This window comes from uncultured Bacteroides sp., assembly GCF_947632445.1.
In the GTDB taxonomy this organism is placed as follows: Bacteria; Bacteroidota; Bacteroidia; order Bacteroidales; family Bacteroidaceae; genus Bacteroides.
Genome location: NZ_CANRPM010000004.1, coordinates 53331 through 68919, shown reverse-complemented (window position 1 = coordinate 68919; position 15589 = coordinate 53331). Strand labels below are relative to the sequence as shown.

General features: G+C 50.5%; 15 protein-coding genes. 3 read left to right on the top strand and 12 right to left on the bottom strand.

The features are described 5' to 3' along the window. Position 1 precedes the first annotated feature (1 nt). Both Q0Z70_RS01660 and asnB read left to right on the top strand, forming a co-directional pair. On the top strand, positions 2–1345 hold the full coding sequence (locus tag Q0Z70_RS01660; protein ID WP_298072023.1) for a glutamate synthase subunit beta: 1344 nt from the start codon (positions 2–4) through the stop codon (positions 1343–1345). A gap of 144 nt (positions 1346–1489) precedes the next feature. Further along, the gene (asnB, locus tag Q0Z70_RS01655; protein ID WP_298072021.1) at positions 1490–3184 is read left to right on the top strand and encodes an asparagine synthase B; all 1695 of its coding nucleotides are present in this window, start codon (positions 1490–1492) and stop codon (positions 3182–3184) included. Between the two features lie 2 nt (positions 3185–3186). Here the strand turns inward: asnB and Q0Z70_RS01650 are convergent, their stop codons facing one another. Beyond that, positions 3187–3369 (bottom strand): hypothetical protein, encoded by a 183-nt coding sequence (locus Q0Z70_RS01650; RefSeq protein ID WP_298072020.1) that lies wholly within the window; start codon positions 3367–3369, stop codon positions 3187–3189. An 8-nt stretch (positions 3370–3377) separates the two neighbouring features. Here Q0Z70_RS01650 and Q0Z70_RS01645 point away from each other — a divergent pair, with 8 nt between their 5' ends. Continuing rightward, a complete protein-coding gene (locus Q0Z70_RS01645; RefSeq protein WP_298072018.1) occupies positions 3378–3605 on the top strand; it encodes a hypothetical protein in 228 nt (75 codons plus the stop codon). Here Q0Z70_RS01645 and Q0Z70_RS01640 read toward each other — a convergent pair. Genes Q0Z70_RS01640 through Q0Z70_RS01590 form a run of 11 tightly spaced genes read right to left on the bottom strand, consistent with a single transcriptional unit; the run spans position 3563 to position 15413 of the window. Continuing rightward, positions 3563–6121, bottom strand: coding sequence for a DUF5686 and carboxypeptidase-like regulatory domain-containing protein (locus tag Q0Z70_RS01640; RefSeq protein WP_298072016.1), 2559 nt, complete (start codon positions 6119–6121; stop codon positions 3563–3565). The two genes, Q0Z70_RS01645 and Q0Z70_RS01640, sit on opposite strands and share 43 nt — an antisense overlap. Before the next feature lie 22 nt (positions 6122–6143). After that, positions 6144–6572, bottom strand: coding sequence for a thioesterase family protein (locus Q0Z70_RS01635; RefSeq protein WP_298072014.1), 429 nt, complete (start codon positions 6570–6572; stop codon positions 6144–6146). A 2-nt stretch (positions 6573–6574) separates the two neighbouring features. Next, positions 6575–7213 (bottom strand): outer membrane lipoprotein carrier protein LolA, encoded by a 639-nt coding sequence (locus tag Q0Z70_RS01630; protein ID WP_298072012.1) that lies wholly within the window; start codon positions 7211–7213, stop codon positions 6575–6577. A gap of 7 nt (positions 7214–7220) precedes the next feature. Further along, a complete protein-coding gene (gene fabG, locus Q0Z70_RS01625; RefSeq protein ID WP_298072010.1) occupies positions 7221–7952 on the bottom strand; it encodes a 3-oxoacyl-ACP reductase FabG in 732 nt (243 codons plus the stop codon). 12 nt (positions 7953–7964) lie between these two features. Beyond that, a complete protein-coding gene (locus Q0Z70_RS01620; RefSeq protein ID WP_298072008.1) occupies positions 7965–9443 on the bottom strand; it encodes an NAD(P)/FAD-dependent oxidoreductase in 1479 nt (492 codons plus the stop codon). Then, positions 9433–11937, bottom strand: a complete 2505-nt coding sequence (locus tag Q0Z70_RS01615; protein WP_298072007.1) for an MMPL family transporter — start codon at positions 11935–11937, stop codon at positions 9433–9435. The genes Q0Z70_RS01620 and Q0Z70_RS01615 overlap by 11 nt, the downstream gene beginning before the upstream one ends. After that, positions 11934–12299, bottom strand: coding sequence for a beta-hydroxyacyl-ACP dehydratase (locus tag Q0Z70_RS01610; protein ID WP_298072005.1), 366 nt, complete (start codon positions 12297–12299; stop codon positions 11934–11936). Before Q0Z70_RS01610 ends, Q0Z70_RS01615 begins: the two co-directional genes overlap by 4 nt. A 29-nt stretch (positions 12300–12328) precedes the next feature. Further along, positions 12329–12754 (bottom strand): beta-hydroxyacyl-ACP dehydratase, encoded by a 426-nt coding sequence (locus Q0Z70_RS01605; RefSeq protein WP_298072003.1) that lies wholly within the window; start codon positions 12752–12754, stop codon positions 12329–12331. Further along, on the bottom strand, positions 12751–12999 hold the full coding sequence (locus Q0Z70_RS01600) for a phosphopantetheine-binding protein (protein ID WP_298072001.1): 249 nt from the start codon (positions 12997–12999) through the stop codon (positions 12751–12753). The genes Q0Z70_RS01605 and Q0Z70_RS01600 overlap by 4 nt, the downstream gene beginning before the upstream one ends. A gap of 25 nt (positions 13000–13024) precedes the next feature. Next, positions 13025–14245, bottom strand: coding sequence for a beta-ketoacyl-[acyl-carrier-protein] synthase family protein (locus tag Q0Z70_RS01595; protein ID WP_298072000.1), 1221 nt, complete (start codon positions 14243–14245; stop codon positions 13025–13027). Between the two features lie 31 nt (positions 14246–14276). After that, a complete protein-coding gene (locus Q0Z70_RS01590) occupies positions 14277–15413 on the bottom strand; it encodes an N-acetyltransferase (RefSeq protein ID WP_298071998.1) in 1137 nt (378 codons plus the stop codon). Positions 15414–15589 lie beyond the last annotated feature (176 nt).

The following is a 15589-nucleotide window of genomic DNA, read 5'->3' as shown; positions in this document are numbered from 1 at the left end:
CATGGGAAACCCCAAAGCATTTCTCACCATCCCGCGCCAGGAGGCGGGATACAGACCGATACACGACCGTATAAACGATTATAGCGAAGTAGAACAGACGCTGAACACCGGCGAACGCCGGCTGCAGGCCAGCCGCTGCATGGACTGCGGCGTCCCCTTCTGTCACTGGGCCTGCCCGCTGGGCAACCGCCCGCCCGAATTTCAGGATGCCCTGTACAAGGGCGAATGGCAGAAGGCCTACGACATCCTGAGCCGCACAAACGACTTCCCGGAGTTCACCGGACGCATCTGCCCCGCCCTCTGTGAGAAGTCGTGCGTGCTGAAACTATCGCTCGACGCTCCCGTCACCATCCGCGAAGACGAAGCCGCCATCATCGAAGCCGCCTTCCGCGAAGGGTACATCCGGCCGCAGCGCTACGCCCGCAACGGGGGCCGCGTTGCCGTCATCGGTTCGGGCCCTGCCGGACTGGCGGCTGCCAACGGGCTGAACCGGCGAGGCTACGAAGTGACCGTCTTCGAACGCGACGACATGATAGGCGGACTGCTGCGCTACGGCATACCGAATTTCAAGCTGAGCAAGAGCATCATCGACCGCCGTCTGCACATCATGGAGGCCGAAGGCATCACGTTCAGGACGGACAGCGAGATAGACCTCGCACACCTGCCCGAAGGCTTCGACGCCTACGCCGTCTGCACCGGAACACCGCAGGCGCGCGACCTCGACATCCCCGGCCGCGACCTCGGAGGCATCCACTTCGCCCTGGATATGCTGGCGCAGCAGAACCGCGTACTGGCCGGACAGACCTTCGACGAAAAAGAATGTATCAGCGCCAGAGGCAGGCACGTATTGGTCATCGGCGGAGGCGACACGGGAAGCGACTGCATCGGCACTTCGCACCGCCAAGGCGCCCTGAGCGTCACGCAGATAGAAATCATGCCCCAGCCGCCCGTCGGCCACAATCCTGCGACCCCCTGGCCGCAATGGCCCGTAGTGCTGAAGACCAGTTCCAGCCACGAGGAGGGCTGTACGCGCCGCTGGAGTCTGAACTCCAACCGCTTTATCGGACGGAACGGCCGCGTCACGGGCGTCGAAGTGGAGGAAGTGGAATGGCTGCCCGCCCCCGACGGCGGACGCCCCGTGATGAAGCCCACCGGCCGGAAAGAAGTCATCAAGACCGACCTCGTGCTGCTCGCTATGGGCTTCCTCCGACCCCGGCTGCCTCAGCTGCCGGAGAATGCCGTCGTGGCAGGCGACGCCGCCACCGGGCCCAGCCTCGTGGTGAAGTGCATCGCCGCCGGAAGGCTTGCCGCCGCGAACATCGACCGGATGCTGAACGCGAAATGAGCCGCCGGCAGCCGTCCGCCCCGTGCCGACGGCCGCCGAAACCTTGCGGAGCGTCAACGGCAAGCGCCGGCACACCGGAAAAGCAGAGAAAACAAACAAAAGAGAAAAGAAAAACAGTATTTATACCCGAAACAGACCCTTATTATGTGTGGAATAGCCTGCATCTTCAACATCAAAGAACAAACGCCTGAGTTAAGACAGAAAGCCCTCGTCATGGCGAAGCGCATCCGCCATCGCGGCCCCGACTGGAGCGGCATCTACTGTGGCGGCTCGGCCATCCTCGCCCACGAACGACTGTCCATCGTCGACCCGCAAAGCGGCGGCCAACCCCTCTACTCGCCCGACCGACGGCAGGTGCTGGCCGTCAACGGCGAAATCTACAATCACCGCGACCTGCGCGCCGGGTTTGCCGGCGAATACCGGTTTCAGACGGGCAGCGACTGCGAAGTCATCCTCGCCCTCTACCGACGCTACGGCACGGACTTCATCGAGCGGCTGAGCGGCATCTTCGCCTTCGCCCTTTACGACGAAGAACGCGACGAGTTTCTCATCGCCCGCGACCCTATCGGCGTCATACCGCTCTATATAGGCCGCGATGCCGACGGTACCGTCTACTGCGCCAGCGAACTGAAAGCCCTTGAGGGCGTGTGCGACACCTACGAGCCTTTCATGCCCGGCCACTACTATTGGAGCCGCGAAGGCGAGATGCGCCGCTGGTACAAGCGCGACTGGACGGACTACGACGCCGTCTGCAACCGCTACGCCTCGCTGCCTGCCGACGAAGCCTGGAGGGCGCAGGTGGCCGACGTGCGCACCGCCCTGGAGGATGCCGTGCGCCGCCAGCTGATGAGCGACGTGCCCTACGGCGTGCTGCTCTCCGGCGGACTGGACTCGTCGGTCATCTCCGCCGTTGCCAAGCTGTATGCCGACCGCCGCATCGAGACCGACGGACAGCAGGCCGCCTGGTGGCCGCAGCTCCACTCCTTCGCCGTCGGGCTGAAGGGCGCGCCCGACCTGGAGAAAGCCCGGCTGGTGGCCGAGCACATCGGCACCGTCCACCACGAAATCAACTACACCATTCAGGAAGGGCTGGACGCCATCCGCGACGTCATCTACTACATCGAGACCTACGACGTCACCACCGTCCGCGCCTCCACGCCGATGTATCTGCTGGCGCGCGTCATCAAGTCGATGGGCATCAAGATGGTGCTCAGCGGCGAGGGAGCGGACGAAGTCTTCGGCGGCTACCTCTATTTCCACAAGGCGCCCGACGCGCGCGCCTTCCACGAAGAGACCGTCCGCAAGCTCTCCAAGCTCCACCTCTACGACTGCCTGCGCGCCAACAAGAGCCTCGCGGCATGGGGCGTCGAAGGCCGCGTGCCCTTCCTCGACAAGGAGTTTCTCGACGTCGCCATGCGCCTGAACCCGGCGGCCAAGATGTGTCCCGGACGAACCATCGAAAAGAAAATCGTCCGCGAAGCCTTCGCCCCGCTGCTGCCCGAAGCCGTTGCCTGGCGACAGAAGGAGCAGTTCTCGGACGGCGTGGGCTACTCGTGGATCGACACGCTGAAGGCCGTGACCGCCGCCGCCGTCACCGACGAACAGATGGCCCGCGCCGCCGAGCGTTTCCCCGTCAACCCGCCGCAGAACAAGGAGGAGTACTACTACCGCAGCATCTTCGCCGAACACTTCCCCGGCGAGTCGGCCGCCCGAAGCGTGCCCAGCGTGCCCAGCGTGGCCTGCTCCACCGCCGAAGCCCTGGCGTGGGACGCCTCGTTCCGCAACCTGAACGACCCCAGCGGCCGCGCCGTAGCGGGCGTGCACGAACAAGCCTATTAAGTTCAGATACGAAAAAGGGGGTTGAAGAGCGGGCCGTCGGCATCCGACGGTCCGACTTTCGGGATTTTTGCCCCGTCGACGGCGGTGTTTGACCCGAACATCCCGATTTTTGCCCCGCCAACGGCGGTTTTTGGCCCGAACATCCCGATTTTCTGCCCCGCAACGACGGTTTTTGGCCCGAACATCCCGATTTTTGCCCCGACAACGACGGTTTTTGGCCGACTTTCGGGATTTTTTGCCCCGCAACGGCGGTGTTTGGCCCGAACATCCCGATTTTCCGCTCCGCAACCGCGGTTTTTGGCCGACTTTCGGGATTTTCTACCCGTCCGAGATGTCGGATGACCCAAAAATCGGGAAAGTCGGGCTTTATCCGGCGCGTCAGAAAGACAACGCCATCGTCATCCGTATTCCGCTCTTCTGAATATCCGCGTGGTTGCGGTAGTTCAAGCGCCAGACGTAATCTATGCGCAGGAAGTTGAGGATGTTTTCAACCCCCACGCTCGCCTCCATGTAGGGCGCGCGCCCCATCTCATACGTGCAGGCAGGAAAAGCGAACAGCCCTTCGCCGCTGCCCTTCGCCGGATTGTTTTTATCCGTCAGATGCCCCCACAGCCCCCTGAAGCAGAACACTTCCCGCCACTTCAGCTTCTTCACGAGGGGCAGACGGTTCAGCAGATTGCCGTTCATATAGTACGTCACGTCCCACGACGCATATTCATCGTTGATGAACTCCAGCGCGTTCATATTCGTATAAGATTCGGGCTGGATGGTATAGGTCAGATTGGCATTCGGCAGAATCAGCAGCGGATAGGGCACCTTCGTCCAGACTTTCCCCGCCTTGGCTATCAAGTCAATGTAGCCGAAGGCGGAAAGCCAGAAACGTTTCTGCATGCCGATGTCGGTGCGGTGATAGTCGTAGTCGGAACCCAGAAAGTCCTTTTTGGCCATGACATGATTGACGTTGAATATCAGGGCATCGAACGTGATGGGGATGCGCAGGTTGCGCGTCTGATAGAACTTCTCGTTGCGTCCGTAGCGCAAATGCAGCTCCAGCGCCGTCATGTCATACCTGTCCACCGGGTTCAACGCCCCGCCCGCCCCTATCTGCCGGAAAGCGACATACGGCGTGGCGTATTCGCGGCGGTTGCGCAAAATCGCGTTGTACGACCAGCCGTTGTAATGCTCGCGGGTATAGGTCAGCTCCGCCTGCCGCAGGTAAGAGATGTAGTTGTCCTGCTTGCGGCGGATCATCAGCATCATGTTGTCCTTGCTGGTGTACATGTAGTCCTGTCCCAGCTTGTTGATGTCGTACATGTACTCGAAGCGCAGCGAGTGCACCGGATATTCCTTGCGGAACTCCTTGCGGTCGATGAAAGAATATTCCGCCAAGGCGTCGTATTTCATTTTCTCATCCTTCACCCCGTAGGCCGCATACCCGTCGAGGAAGAACCGCTTGCTGAAGGCGGGGGTCGTGGTTCCGCCCACGCGCAGGCGCAGGCCCTCCAGGTTGTTGTAATTGACCGTCGAGTTCATCGGGCCGAACTCGAACTTGCTTTTTTCGGGCTCCCGATGCGTGGACACGTAGCCTGAGACGAGAATGGAAAGGGTCTTCATCGTTATCCGGTAAGCCGGAACCGCCTTGAGCCTCGCCATCAGCTTCTCCGTCGAATTCGGGTTGCGGTTCCGGCCCTCCGGCGGGCGATGCTCCGTCCAGAAATCGTCCGTCCGGCGGTGCGCCCCTTGCAGCGTGATGACCGGGGCCTGCTCGTCGAAGACGCGGAGCCTGTCCCCGTCGGGCTTCTCAAACGAATGGTTGGTGTAGATGCTCAGGCGGCGGGCGTACATCCCTTTGGTGCGCTCCGTCAGCTTGAAATTGACGCTGATGTCGTCTTTGGTGATGATGCGCGTGCCGTCGGGCATGCGCTTGAAGTCCTGCCGGATGGTCAGCCTGGAAACGAAGTTCAGGTTAATGTCCTTCGGCACATTGAGCGTGGCCCGCTGCACAAAATAAGTGGAATCGAGCCTGACGTAGAGGTGTCCCGTGAAGCCGAACGTCTCGGAATTGAAGGGAACGAAGGCCAAGTCCGCACAACGTTGTCCGTCTATCTGAAGCGTGTCCATCAGATAGTATTTGTAGTAGTTTGGCCCGATGGCGGACAAGGGGCTGACAAACCGCTGCAGAAAGAGCGGTATGTCGTTCTTGAAAATATCTATGTCGCGGAACACTTCGCCCAGAAACTGCTGGATGCCGTCGCTCGAAAATATTTCGTCGATGCCGGACGACTTGTAGCCCCTGACGACTTGCTTCTCGGCCCGCGGCGACTTGCGGTAATAGACGGTCTGCACCTTCTCCTTCTCCGACACCGGCAAGACCGTGATGCCATTGTCCAGCGTATCGACAAACTCGCCCAGGAAATCGAACCTGCCCGTCTTGCCTTCCTTCCTGGGCTTTGGGGTATAGTCGTTCTTTGCAAAAAACAATTTCTCGTAATGGTCGTAGCTGAAGTAATCATGGTCGCGCGGATTGTTGTCCCTGCGCATGTCGATGAGGTGGCGCACAAAATCTACGGCCGGATTGTCTTTCTTCCGGTATTTTTCCCGTTTGGGCTTGACCGTGACCTCATTCAGCGTAATGCCGGACGGAACCAAACGGACACGCAGCTCGATCGTCTTTCCATTGGGAACGATTTGCAGCTCGCGGCTGTCATAACCCAGGTAGGAAATTTGTATTGTGGCCGGCGCGTCAGGAACCGGGAAGGCAAATCTTCCGTTTCTGTCCGTAGCGCCCCCGATGTTGGTCCCTTTCAAAATCACGGCTGCCGACGGCAGACCTTTACCCGTAATCGAATCGGTCACCATGCCCTTCACTTCCGTATGCTGTGCGTTTGCCGCAGATACGGACATCCATAACATCAGCCAAAATATAAAATTCCTCATCCTAACACGATCTCCTGCTTCCCTATTCCCGCTCTCTCAGGAATGTTTCCTGCCAATCCCGATAAAAGTCGGGTATATCCGTTAAAAGCATACCCTGCCCGTCAATGAACAGCTGTGTAGTGTCACCTTCGGCACAGAGGATATTGTCACTTTCCCGATATATCTTATATGTGTAATCCAACCGCGCTCCCGGATGATAGGCATAACAGGTATGTATGATTGCCACATCATTCATAACGAGCGGATGCAAATAGCGGACATGTAAATCGTATAGCGGAGCATAAATCCCAATCCGCTGCATGTCGGCATAACCTATACCGGGGAAATGCCGCCCGAACGATTCCCTCCCATCTTCAAAATAGACCACAAACGAGCCATGCCATACCCGCTTCATCGAATCAATTTCACAGAAACGAACCGGTACGCGACAAATATCTTCCAGCAAATTCATTTTCACATCACGGATTGAACATCGAAAGCATTGGCATCCACTTCGGCATTGACTGCATAATTGGAGAAATCATATTGAGTGTAGTTTTCTCCTCTTTCATAAATGCGGACGCACCGCAGTTCGGCAGCTTTCAAGTCTACGGTGACTATGCACGAAGCATACATCATGCGCCGTTTGTTCCTGGCGTTTTTCTCTATCGGGGAAATCGTAATCGTACAAGAGTTACCTTGCCGGGAAAGCTTCACATCTGCATATTCAGACAGATTGGCATGCTCGTCAGCAGAAAGCAATTTACGGAACACGTCCGAAAGGACTTCAAACGGATTGTTCCCCTGCCCTTTCGCTTTAGCAACATGCTGTTTCCCGTCCCTTACCATGACAAATGTGTCGTCGACAGCAAGAAGCATCTCTTTTACATCGGGAAACACCATGCTGCAACGATCAGGTTCCTGATAGAGAAAGTGCCCCGACGTCGTAATATCCTTAATCAAAGCGACATTGTGCCCGGTTTGAACCACGTCTGCCTTCAATGAACGGATGCCCCTGAAACGTTCTGCCGCTTTATGAAGCTCGGCTTGTTGTGCCGGAAGCATCTGGCAGGCAAACACGATTATCGCCCCTATCATATAAACTCTTTTCATATTCGTATTACGTATAAAGTCCTCCATTAATAGAAATCACTTCTCCTGTGATGTACCCTGCTTCATGCGAAGCAAGAAATCCAACCAGTTCAGCCACTTCCTCAGGCTTTCCGAAGCGTTGAACGGGAATGTCTTTTTTGAGATTTGCCTCATCCAGTCCCTCTGTCATATCGGTCTCGATAAATCCGGGAGCAACAGCATTCACCGTAATATTCTTACGCGCCACCTCCAAAGCCAATGCCTTCGTAGCAGCAATTATTCCACCTTTGGCAGCAGCATAATTGGTTTGCCCCGGCTGTCCTTTTAGCCCGCTGACACTCGCCAGACTGATAATGCGTCCATATTTATGCACCAACATGGATTGCAATATGGCTTGGGTTACATTATAAAATCCTGAAAGGCTGACATCTAACACGTTATACCATTCTTCTTCCGCCATGAAAACAAGTACATTATCGCGACGTACTCCCGCATTATTCACCAGAACTTCGATATAATCATTCGCATGCTCCATCTCCCACGCTTCAATGGCCCTAACCACTTGTTCCCTTTTGCTGACATCGAACATCAAGAGCTCACCGTCTTGTCCGGTCTGCCGCACCAAGTTCAGTGTTTTTTGTGCTTCTGACGCATTGTTTGCATAATTGATCAGAATGTCATACCCCATTTTAGCCAGTTTTACGCAAACTGCCCGACCTATTCCGCGGCTGCCTCCCGTTACTAATGCATATTTCTTCATTGCTATTCTATGTTATTTATTCTCTAATATTTTCCAAACCCATTCACGACCTAACACTTCGGCACATGTATGAAAAGCTGTCAAGGTCACTCCATGCACCCCGTGCAATAACAGGTTTTGCCCTGTAAGAAGCAGATTAGGGACAGGAGTACGAGGCGAAAGAAAAGTCTGTAGCGGATTACGAAAATCTTTACGTACCCCATAAGCACTACCTTCAGGAACAAGTGTATAATCACGCCATGTCAATGGCGTACTCGTGTAACTCAATGCTTGACCCTTCAGTTCCGGGAGAAATTGTCTCGCCAAAGTGATACATTCTTCTGCCATGCTTTCTTTCAGACATCGGTATGATGCGCCACGCCGTCCCACCTTTGTACAATCCCATGTTCGGCATTGCTCCCATGTCATGGGCGTAAGCAAATCCACTTGCTGTGTATATTCGCTTCCATCTTCAGGAATCCTGCAACTGACAAGTACCCCGCTTACGGGACGATTGTCCTGATGGAACGTCCAAACATCCGGTTCCCGATAAACATAAAGGTTATAATTGAAATAATGCAGACTGCGTGGAGGAACACAAAGCGACACTGTAAACATTCCAAAAGTATTCTCAAGTCCAACGATACGGTTACGATAAAGAGACTTCATCCTGCTACTTTGCTTTATCAAACTACAGGTCTGCGCCGGATGAATATCGCTGATAAAAAGAGAACCTTCATAGCGTTCGCCATTGGAACAGACAGCGTATGTGAGACGGCCATCTTTCTCCACTAATTCCTGCACCTGGGCATTACAAATGATTTCCCCGCCCGTTGCACGGATACCATCGGCCAATGTATTGACAATCAGCGATCCGCTACCCTTCAGGCGCCAACTGCTCTCAATAAAGCTACTATTGCCATGCAAAAAGGTAAACAGAGGAAGAGACTCTTTCCTAAGTTCCATCTTCAACGAAGTTCCGCTAAGGACGTCTATCAACAAAGGATCTTGAAAATTCTCCTTCAAGTATTCCCATGCACTGATTGCCATATTCTCCGGCAGCAAATCGGAGCCTGTACCATCAGGACTGAGAACAGCCCACTGCTGCGCGGCTGATTGTTTCAACAGCTCCACATATCGGCGCAAAGCCACACGCTCGGCAGGGAAATCATCAGAAAGACGCTGATAAAAAGCATCATATCCTTGAGCAAAAGCAAACATCCTATCACCAATGGCCACGCGATCAAATCCGTCAAAATCCAAACGATGCCACGGTAAATTAAGCAAGCCTAAATATTTGAAAGCAGCATGAAGAGACTGTCCGCTCTCCAAGCCACCAACATAATGGAATCCTGTATCGAAAAACTGCCCACAACGCTGATAAGCTTGCAGACAGCCACCCGGTTGTCCACCCTGTTCCAATAAAAGTACATGACGTCCATTACGTGAAAGGATATAACCACATTCCAATCCGCCCAATCCGCTACCTACAATGATTACGTCATACTTCATACCGCCCTCCTTTTTTATCCAACCAACAGTAAAGCGCAGGCTGAACGATATATGAAAGCACCACTGCTGACACCAATCCTACCAATGTAGAAAAACCAACAGAACGGATAGCCGGATGGTTAGCAAAAAGCATGGATCCGACCGTGACAATCAGAATGATTGCACTGAAAAGAATAGCCGTTTTGTGATAGCCTAACAGGCGTGTATTTTCTTCGCCACCAACAAGTCCGTTCATTACAAATATGCTGTAGTCCACACCTATGCCAAAAATAAAAGTCGAAATGATGATGTTGATCAGATTGAACTTCATGCCAAATAAGATCATTGCTCCAAGAACAATCAGCCAACTCAACAAAATTGGAAGAAAACCTATCAGTGTATTTTTCAAATTGAAATGGAAACTGAATAACAGCACCACAAAAACAAACAGCATAGACACCCATTGCAAGACATTAAAATCCTCATTCATGCTTATCAGCGTATCTGTAGTATAATAATAAGTATCAAGTACCATAAGATTGGGTACTGAAGCAATAGCTTCACAAATGCGGTAGTAATCACTCGTCTTGCCACGCACTACATCATTCGCACAACGTACCGAAGTAAAACAAAGATATCCACCATCATAGGATTGTTCCATCAATGTTGACAGATAGCCCTCTGGAATAATTTCCGCCTCGTATAAAGCATCCGGTTCGTAATCGGCCATAGCACAATCAAAAAATGGTTGAAAAGCTTCAGGACGCAATCCTGCCTCCAATGCTGTCCCATCTATTAAGCGACGAACAAGCGACAGGCGTTCGTCTGTCCAATAACGCTTCCAAGCATCTATACGCTCCTGTTGTATCTGCAAAGGAATAAAGATCTTTTCCGAATGGGTATAACTCTTTACCAACCCCATTTGTTGCAACGAATCGAGCTTATGTGAAAGAACTGTCAGATTGGCTATAGCCTCTTCCATTGTCTGCCCTGTACTCGCAAAATACTTTTGCTTGTCAGTTGCATATGTCTTATTACGAAGTAAATTCTCCGAATGTGTAGTCAATTCAGCTTTGTATCCCAAATTGTGCATATCAGCATCAAACTGTGTACCGCAAACCAAATAACTGATTAAACAAACGATAGTAACCATACCAATCCCAACCAACAATAAATTCTTTCTATGAAATGGATAAGCATTGATTCTATCAATAACAGCAAATATCCGACGGTTCATCTGTTTAGTACCCGGGCGAAGTAACTGAGGCAAAAAAACAAGACTGAAAACAGTAGTTCCAACAATGGCAAAGGCGGCAAACAGACCGAAGTCTTGTAATAACGCCGTGTCAATAAAAATAAGCCCCATAAACGAACCGATTGTAGTAAGACATCCCAGACATACAGGCTTTACCTGATCACGAAGCATCTGTTCTGGATTATCAACATATTTATAATGGGTCAAGACATGTAGCACATAGCTCATTGCTACTCCAAGCACTACCGCTCCGATGCCTAAAGCCAAAAGTGAAAACTGTCCCTTCAAAAAATACATTGCGGTCAATCCGAATAAAGCACCGAACAAAACGGGAAGCAATAGCAAAGGAATGGTATCGTGATTGCGATAACAGACAGACAAAAATACCAACACAAGCAGCAACGAACCTCCAACCGTAACTATCAGATCGCGCTTGATTTGAACTGCATTATAGTAACCGCTTGCCGGCGTTCCATGATAGCTGACACGTACATCGGGAAAGGTAATGGAAAAATCTTCAACCAATTCGTTCAGCACATCAAACAAGACAGAACCCTGTCCTGTATTGGTTGCTGAATAGTGTGGAGTCAAAAAAGCTACACACACGGTGGTATCAGGAACAAAAAAGTGCCCGTCAACAATATGATAACTGCCTGTCTCATCCTTGGATATATGCTTCATCTGACCTGCCAGCAAGTTACGCAGGCCTAACGGATCCATCTGTATCAACTCAGGAAACATCTGTCCAAAATTGCCTGTCAGATCCTGACGGTTCTGAAGCATCTGGCATTTCATGTGCTCAACAGTCAGCATCGAATCTATATGTATGTAAAGAGCCGTATCAATATAGGCCGGGAAATGACCAGTAAAGTAATCGACAACATTGGGTAACAAATCGTCAGAAAGACAATAGAATACGTCGTCAATCAATCGCCCATCTTCATCATAATCAGATGCTGCATTCCTTGCCTGCAACGAATCAACAAAAGTATCGCATACCTCAGCAATACGTTCTGCAGAAACTCCCTCCATTCCCTCAAAGAGTAAAAACGTCTTATCCTTAATACGCAGGTTGGCAAAAGCCAATTTGATACTTCCATCTTCATTTCTCGATACAGGAAAAAGTTTATTTAAATCCTCCTCCAAATGGATTTGTGAGGCAAAATAGCCACAAAAAAGAAACACCCCCACCATCATGCTCCAAAAGGTCACACGATGAAGACGAAAATACCGATAAATATGGATGCAAAGTCTTATCATACAATCATATTTCCTTTATATTCCATATAAATATGCTCTGCGTCGGCTATCGTGGCAACAATACTGTAGCCTGCTTCCACAGACTCCAGCTTAATCCTTACAACTAACTCAGGGCAAATAACCGGGGTAGCTAATGTAATCAGCCTACATTGACGGATATATCCGATACGCAGTGGCTTTCCGACTAACCGTTCGGCACATTCTTTCACAATCTGTATATTGCATACGCCAGGGCAAACAGGATGACCAGGGAAATGACCGGTATATATATCACATTCTTGCAATAAGGCTATTCGGAAAGTACTGCCATTCGCATCTGTACTTCTGTCAATTAAATTGTAATAATACCCTTCAAGTTTCATATCCCTTATCCTCTACTCAAAAATATTATTCATCTGTCTGGCTGGACAAATATTTTCATCTGCGTATCTGCCACCACTTCACCGTCTATATGGCTTTCTCCCGTTACCAGTGTTACCCCATTCACTTCCGTACCCAATCTGACTGTTGTGTATAACTTGTCCCCTATATGTGGACAACGGTAACAATGGAAGTGCTTAATCTCACCGATGTAGCCAATAGGAGGTCTTTCTGCTCCAGCCAAAACAGCCATATAACCGGCCAGTGCAGATGCTGACTGGGCCATATGTTCTATTAAACCTGTCTCTTCCAACAATCCGTCTACACCGATAAACAGATTGTCAGGGCGGATGGTGAAACAAGTCGTAGCCTTCTCGCTATCTGCTTCCAGCAACTCATCTACCATTAAAATGGGGCTGCGTTGCGGAATAAGTTCCTCTATACACCGCCTGCTCATTCGTTCGGAAGATGTGACTCGATGTAGTCATACAGATTATTGAAAGTCTGTATATTGCGTAACTCCGTTACGGGAATTTTCACTTTATACATCTGCTGCATCAGGGCTACAAGGTCTACCAAACTCAAACTATCCAGATTCAGGGTTTCTTTCACATTCGCATCCGGCAACAATGTTTCAGCCTTTACTTCAAATTCTTCTGCCAACAGAATGTTTATTTGCTTTACAATCTCTTCACGTGTCATGTCATTCAATATTAAAAAAATTACATTATATACTTTTCACAATAAGTGTCGAATTAGTTCCTCCAAAGCCAAAAGAATTGGAAAGGAACATGTCAAAATGAACTTCCTTCCGTTCGGGTAAAACATGGATACAAGCTGTATCTTCATCAGGATTTTCAAAATTGAGATTTCCGGCAATAAAATCATTTTTCATCATCAGCATCGAATAAATCAGTTCGCTTGCGCCAGCCATCCACATCTCATGTCCTGTCTGTCCTTTGTTCGATGTGACAGGTACCTGCCAATCACCGAATACGCGGGCAATAGCCTGCGCCTCGCGGGCATCGCCAATACGAGTCGATGTAGCGTGTGCATTGATGTAACCTATCTCTCTCGGCGTCACACCCCCATTACGCAAACAAGCTTCCAAAGAGCGCACCGGCCCTTCAATGTTGGGTGTCGAAATGTGATCGCCATTACCGGAAAAGCCCCAGCCAACAATTTCGCCCCATATCGGAGCACCTCGTCGCATGGCATGTTCGTAACTCTCCAAAACGAGGGTCGCCGCACCACCACCGGGCACCAGTCCATCACGATCGCGATCGAAAGGGCGGCTGGCGCAGGTAGGATTGTCCTCACGGACAGAAAACGATTGTATTCCATCGAAGGCCGCCACACTGTACAGATTATTTTCCTGTGCACCACCACATACGACACATTCCTGCAAACCATTCCGAATGAGTAACGCAGCCAATCCTACCGACTGGGATCCTGATGCACACGCCGCAGAAGCCGTCAGATTGATACCCTTCAGGCGGAACAAGCAGGCAAGATTCATCGTCACCGTAGAATTCATCGACTGAAAGATGGCACCACTGCCGCAGGCTGCCGTATCATGAAACTCCCGAAACTTGTCGAGGGCATGCATCGTGGCTTCAGCAACAGAGTCGTTGCCATATATCAGGCCTACCTCATGATGCTCCATGTAGTCGGCATCCAGCTTTGCATTCTCTAACGCTTGTCTCGTGGCCATATAAGCATACTGGGCCTCTTCGGGCATAAACTGACGCTGGTTGCGAGGAATGAATGGTTTCAAATCGGGTTTGGGGACATCGGTACACAAGGCTGAACGAAATCCCAAAGACTTGCGTTCGGCATTGAAAACGATGCCACTCTTGCCATTATATAGAGAATCACGCACTTCATCCAATGTCGTACCGATACAGGACCAAATGCCCATCCCTGTAATAACTACTCTCTTTTCCATATCATAATTCTTATTCCAAGCTATTCATGTTTCATAAATCTTTCTTGTAGCATCGTCTGCGTTTGACTATTGAAGGATTCAGCGGCTTCCATTGAGAGAGTTCACGTACATTACTTTCCAACTGAGGGCCGGTCTCCGCCCAACGATACCCAAGTTTGTTATATACAGGGATTAAGTCGGCAAAGAATAAGGCATTCACTCCCAACCCCTGATAATCGGGATGCACGGCCACAAGCAGAAGTTCTGCCTTATCCTCATGTTTCCATTTGAGAGCCCGTACCAAATGATACCACCCTGTAGGGAACAATCTGCCATGCGATTTCCGTAAAGCATTAGACAAACTTCCCATTGTAATCGCTATACCTACCACCTGCCCTTCCTCGTTTTCTATCACAGGCAGCATACGCTTATCCATCAAAGGTATATAGTGTTTCAAAAAAGAATCTATCTGTTTGTCTGTCAATTCCGTATATCCAAACAGAGGTGAGTAGGCAAGATTCAGCAGATCGAATACTTTTTTCCCATATCCATGCTTGAAAATATCCTTATCCGTAAGTTTTTTGACTTTCAAGCCAAACATTTCCTTCGACAAACGGGCGACACGTTCATATTTTTCGGGAACAGCAGGAGGCACATCAATGCGTATCTGTACCCAATCCACCGCCTTCCGGTAGCCTAATGCTTCCAAATGTTTGGGATAATAAGGCGGATTGTAGATTGTTATCATAGAGCCCATTTGGTCAAAATCCTCTATAAGCATCCCTTCTTTTTCAAAATCCAAAATGCTCATCGGCCCTTGTATATGTGTCATTCCCTGCTCGCGTCCCCACTGTTCGACCGTATCCAATAAAGCCCTGGATACATCCATGTCGTCAATAAACTCGATGAAACCAAATCTGACATTCTTCGTTTTCCACTTTTGGTTGGCACGGGAGTTAATGATTCCGGCAATACGCCCTACCGGTTTATCCGATTCATCGTAAGCCACAAACGGTTGAATGACAGAATACTCCAACCCCATATTTTTTGCCGGGTCGAAAGCATCCCGCGTATCTATCTCCAAATCCGGGACATAATAGGGAGAATCAGCATACAACATATCTGTCAACCGAACAAAATCATCCATCCGGTGTTTCGTATCTGCTCTTTTTACAATAACATGTTTCATTCCCCAAATTATCTCCTCAAATCAATAAAAATCCTTTCAAAAAGCCGGATAAACCATCCTTTGCCTTTCATCATAATCTACCCAATGTAAAACTTCGCCGCAAAAATAGATATAAACATTCATTTACATTTGTTCAATTTTCCACAAATAATAGTCTATAATTCACCTCAGATGAA

Excerpts from the sequence above, each read along its gene's own strand:
- Q0Z70_RS01660 (WP_298072023.1), top strand. The coding sequence starts at position 2 with ATGGGAAACCCCAAAGCATTTCTCACCATCCCGCGCCAGGAGGCGGGA.
- asnB (WP_298072021.1), top strand. The coding sequence starts at position 1,490 with ATGTGTGGAATAGCCTGCATCTTCAACATCAAAGAACAAACGCCTGAG.
- Q0Z70_RS01650 (WP_298072020.1), bottom strand. The coding sequence starts at position 3,369 with ATGTTCGGGCCAAAAACCGTCGTTGCGGGGCAGAAAATCGGGATGTTC.
- Q0Z70_RS01640 (WP_298072016.1), bottom strand. The coding sequence starts at position 6,121 with ATGAGGAATTTTATATTTTGGCTGATGTTATGGATGTCCGTATCTGCG.
- Q0Z70_RS01635 (WP_298072014.1), bottom strand. The coding sequence starts at position 6,572 with ATGAATTTGCTGGAAGATATTTGTCGCGTACCGGTTCGTTTCTGTGAA.
- Q0Z70_RS01630 (WP_298072012.1), bottom strand. The coding sequence starts at position 7,213 with ATGAAAAGAGTTTATATGATAGGGGCGATAATCGTGTTTGCCTGCCAG.
- fabG (WP_298072010.1), bottom strand. The coding sequence starts at position 7,952 with ATGAAGAAATATGCATTAGTAACGGGAGGCAGCCGCGGAATAGGTCGG.
- Q0Z70_RS01620 (WP_298072008.1), bottom strand. The coding sequence starts at position 9,443 with ATGAAGTATGACGTAATCATTGTAGGTAGCGGATTGGGCGGATTGGAA.
- Q0Z70_RS01615 (WP_298072007.1), bottom strand. The coding sequence starts at position 11,937 with ATGATAAGACTTTGCATCCATATTTATCGGTATTTTCGTCTTCATCGT.
- Q0Z70_RS01610 (WP_298072005.1), bottom strand. The coding sequence starts at position 12,299 with ATGAAACTTGAAGGGTATTATTACAATTTAATTGACAGAAGTACAGAT.
- Q0Z70_RS01605 (WP_298072003.1), bottom strand. The coding sequence starts at position 12,754 with ATGAGCAGGCGGTGTATAGAGGAACTTATTCCGCAACGCAGCCCCATT.
- Q0Z70_RS01600 (WP_298072001.1), bottom strand. The coding sequence starts at position 12,999 with ATGACACGTGAAGAGATTGTAAAGCAAATAAACATTCTGTTGGCAGAA.
- Q0Z70_RS01595 (WP_298072000.1), bottom strand. The coding sequence starts at position 14,245 with ATGGAAAAGAGAGTAGTTATTACAGGGATGGGCATTTGGTCCTGTATC.
- Q0Z70_RS01590 (WP_298071998.1), bottom strand. The coding sequence starts at position 15,413 with ATGAAACATGTTATTGTAAAAAGAGCAGATACGAAACACCGGATGGAT.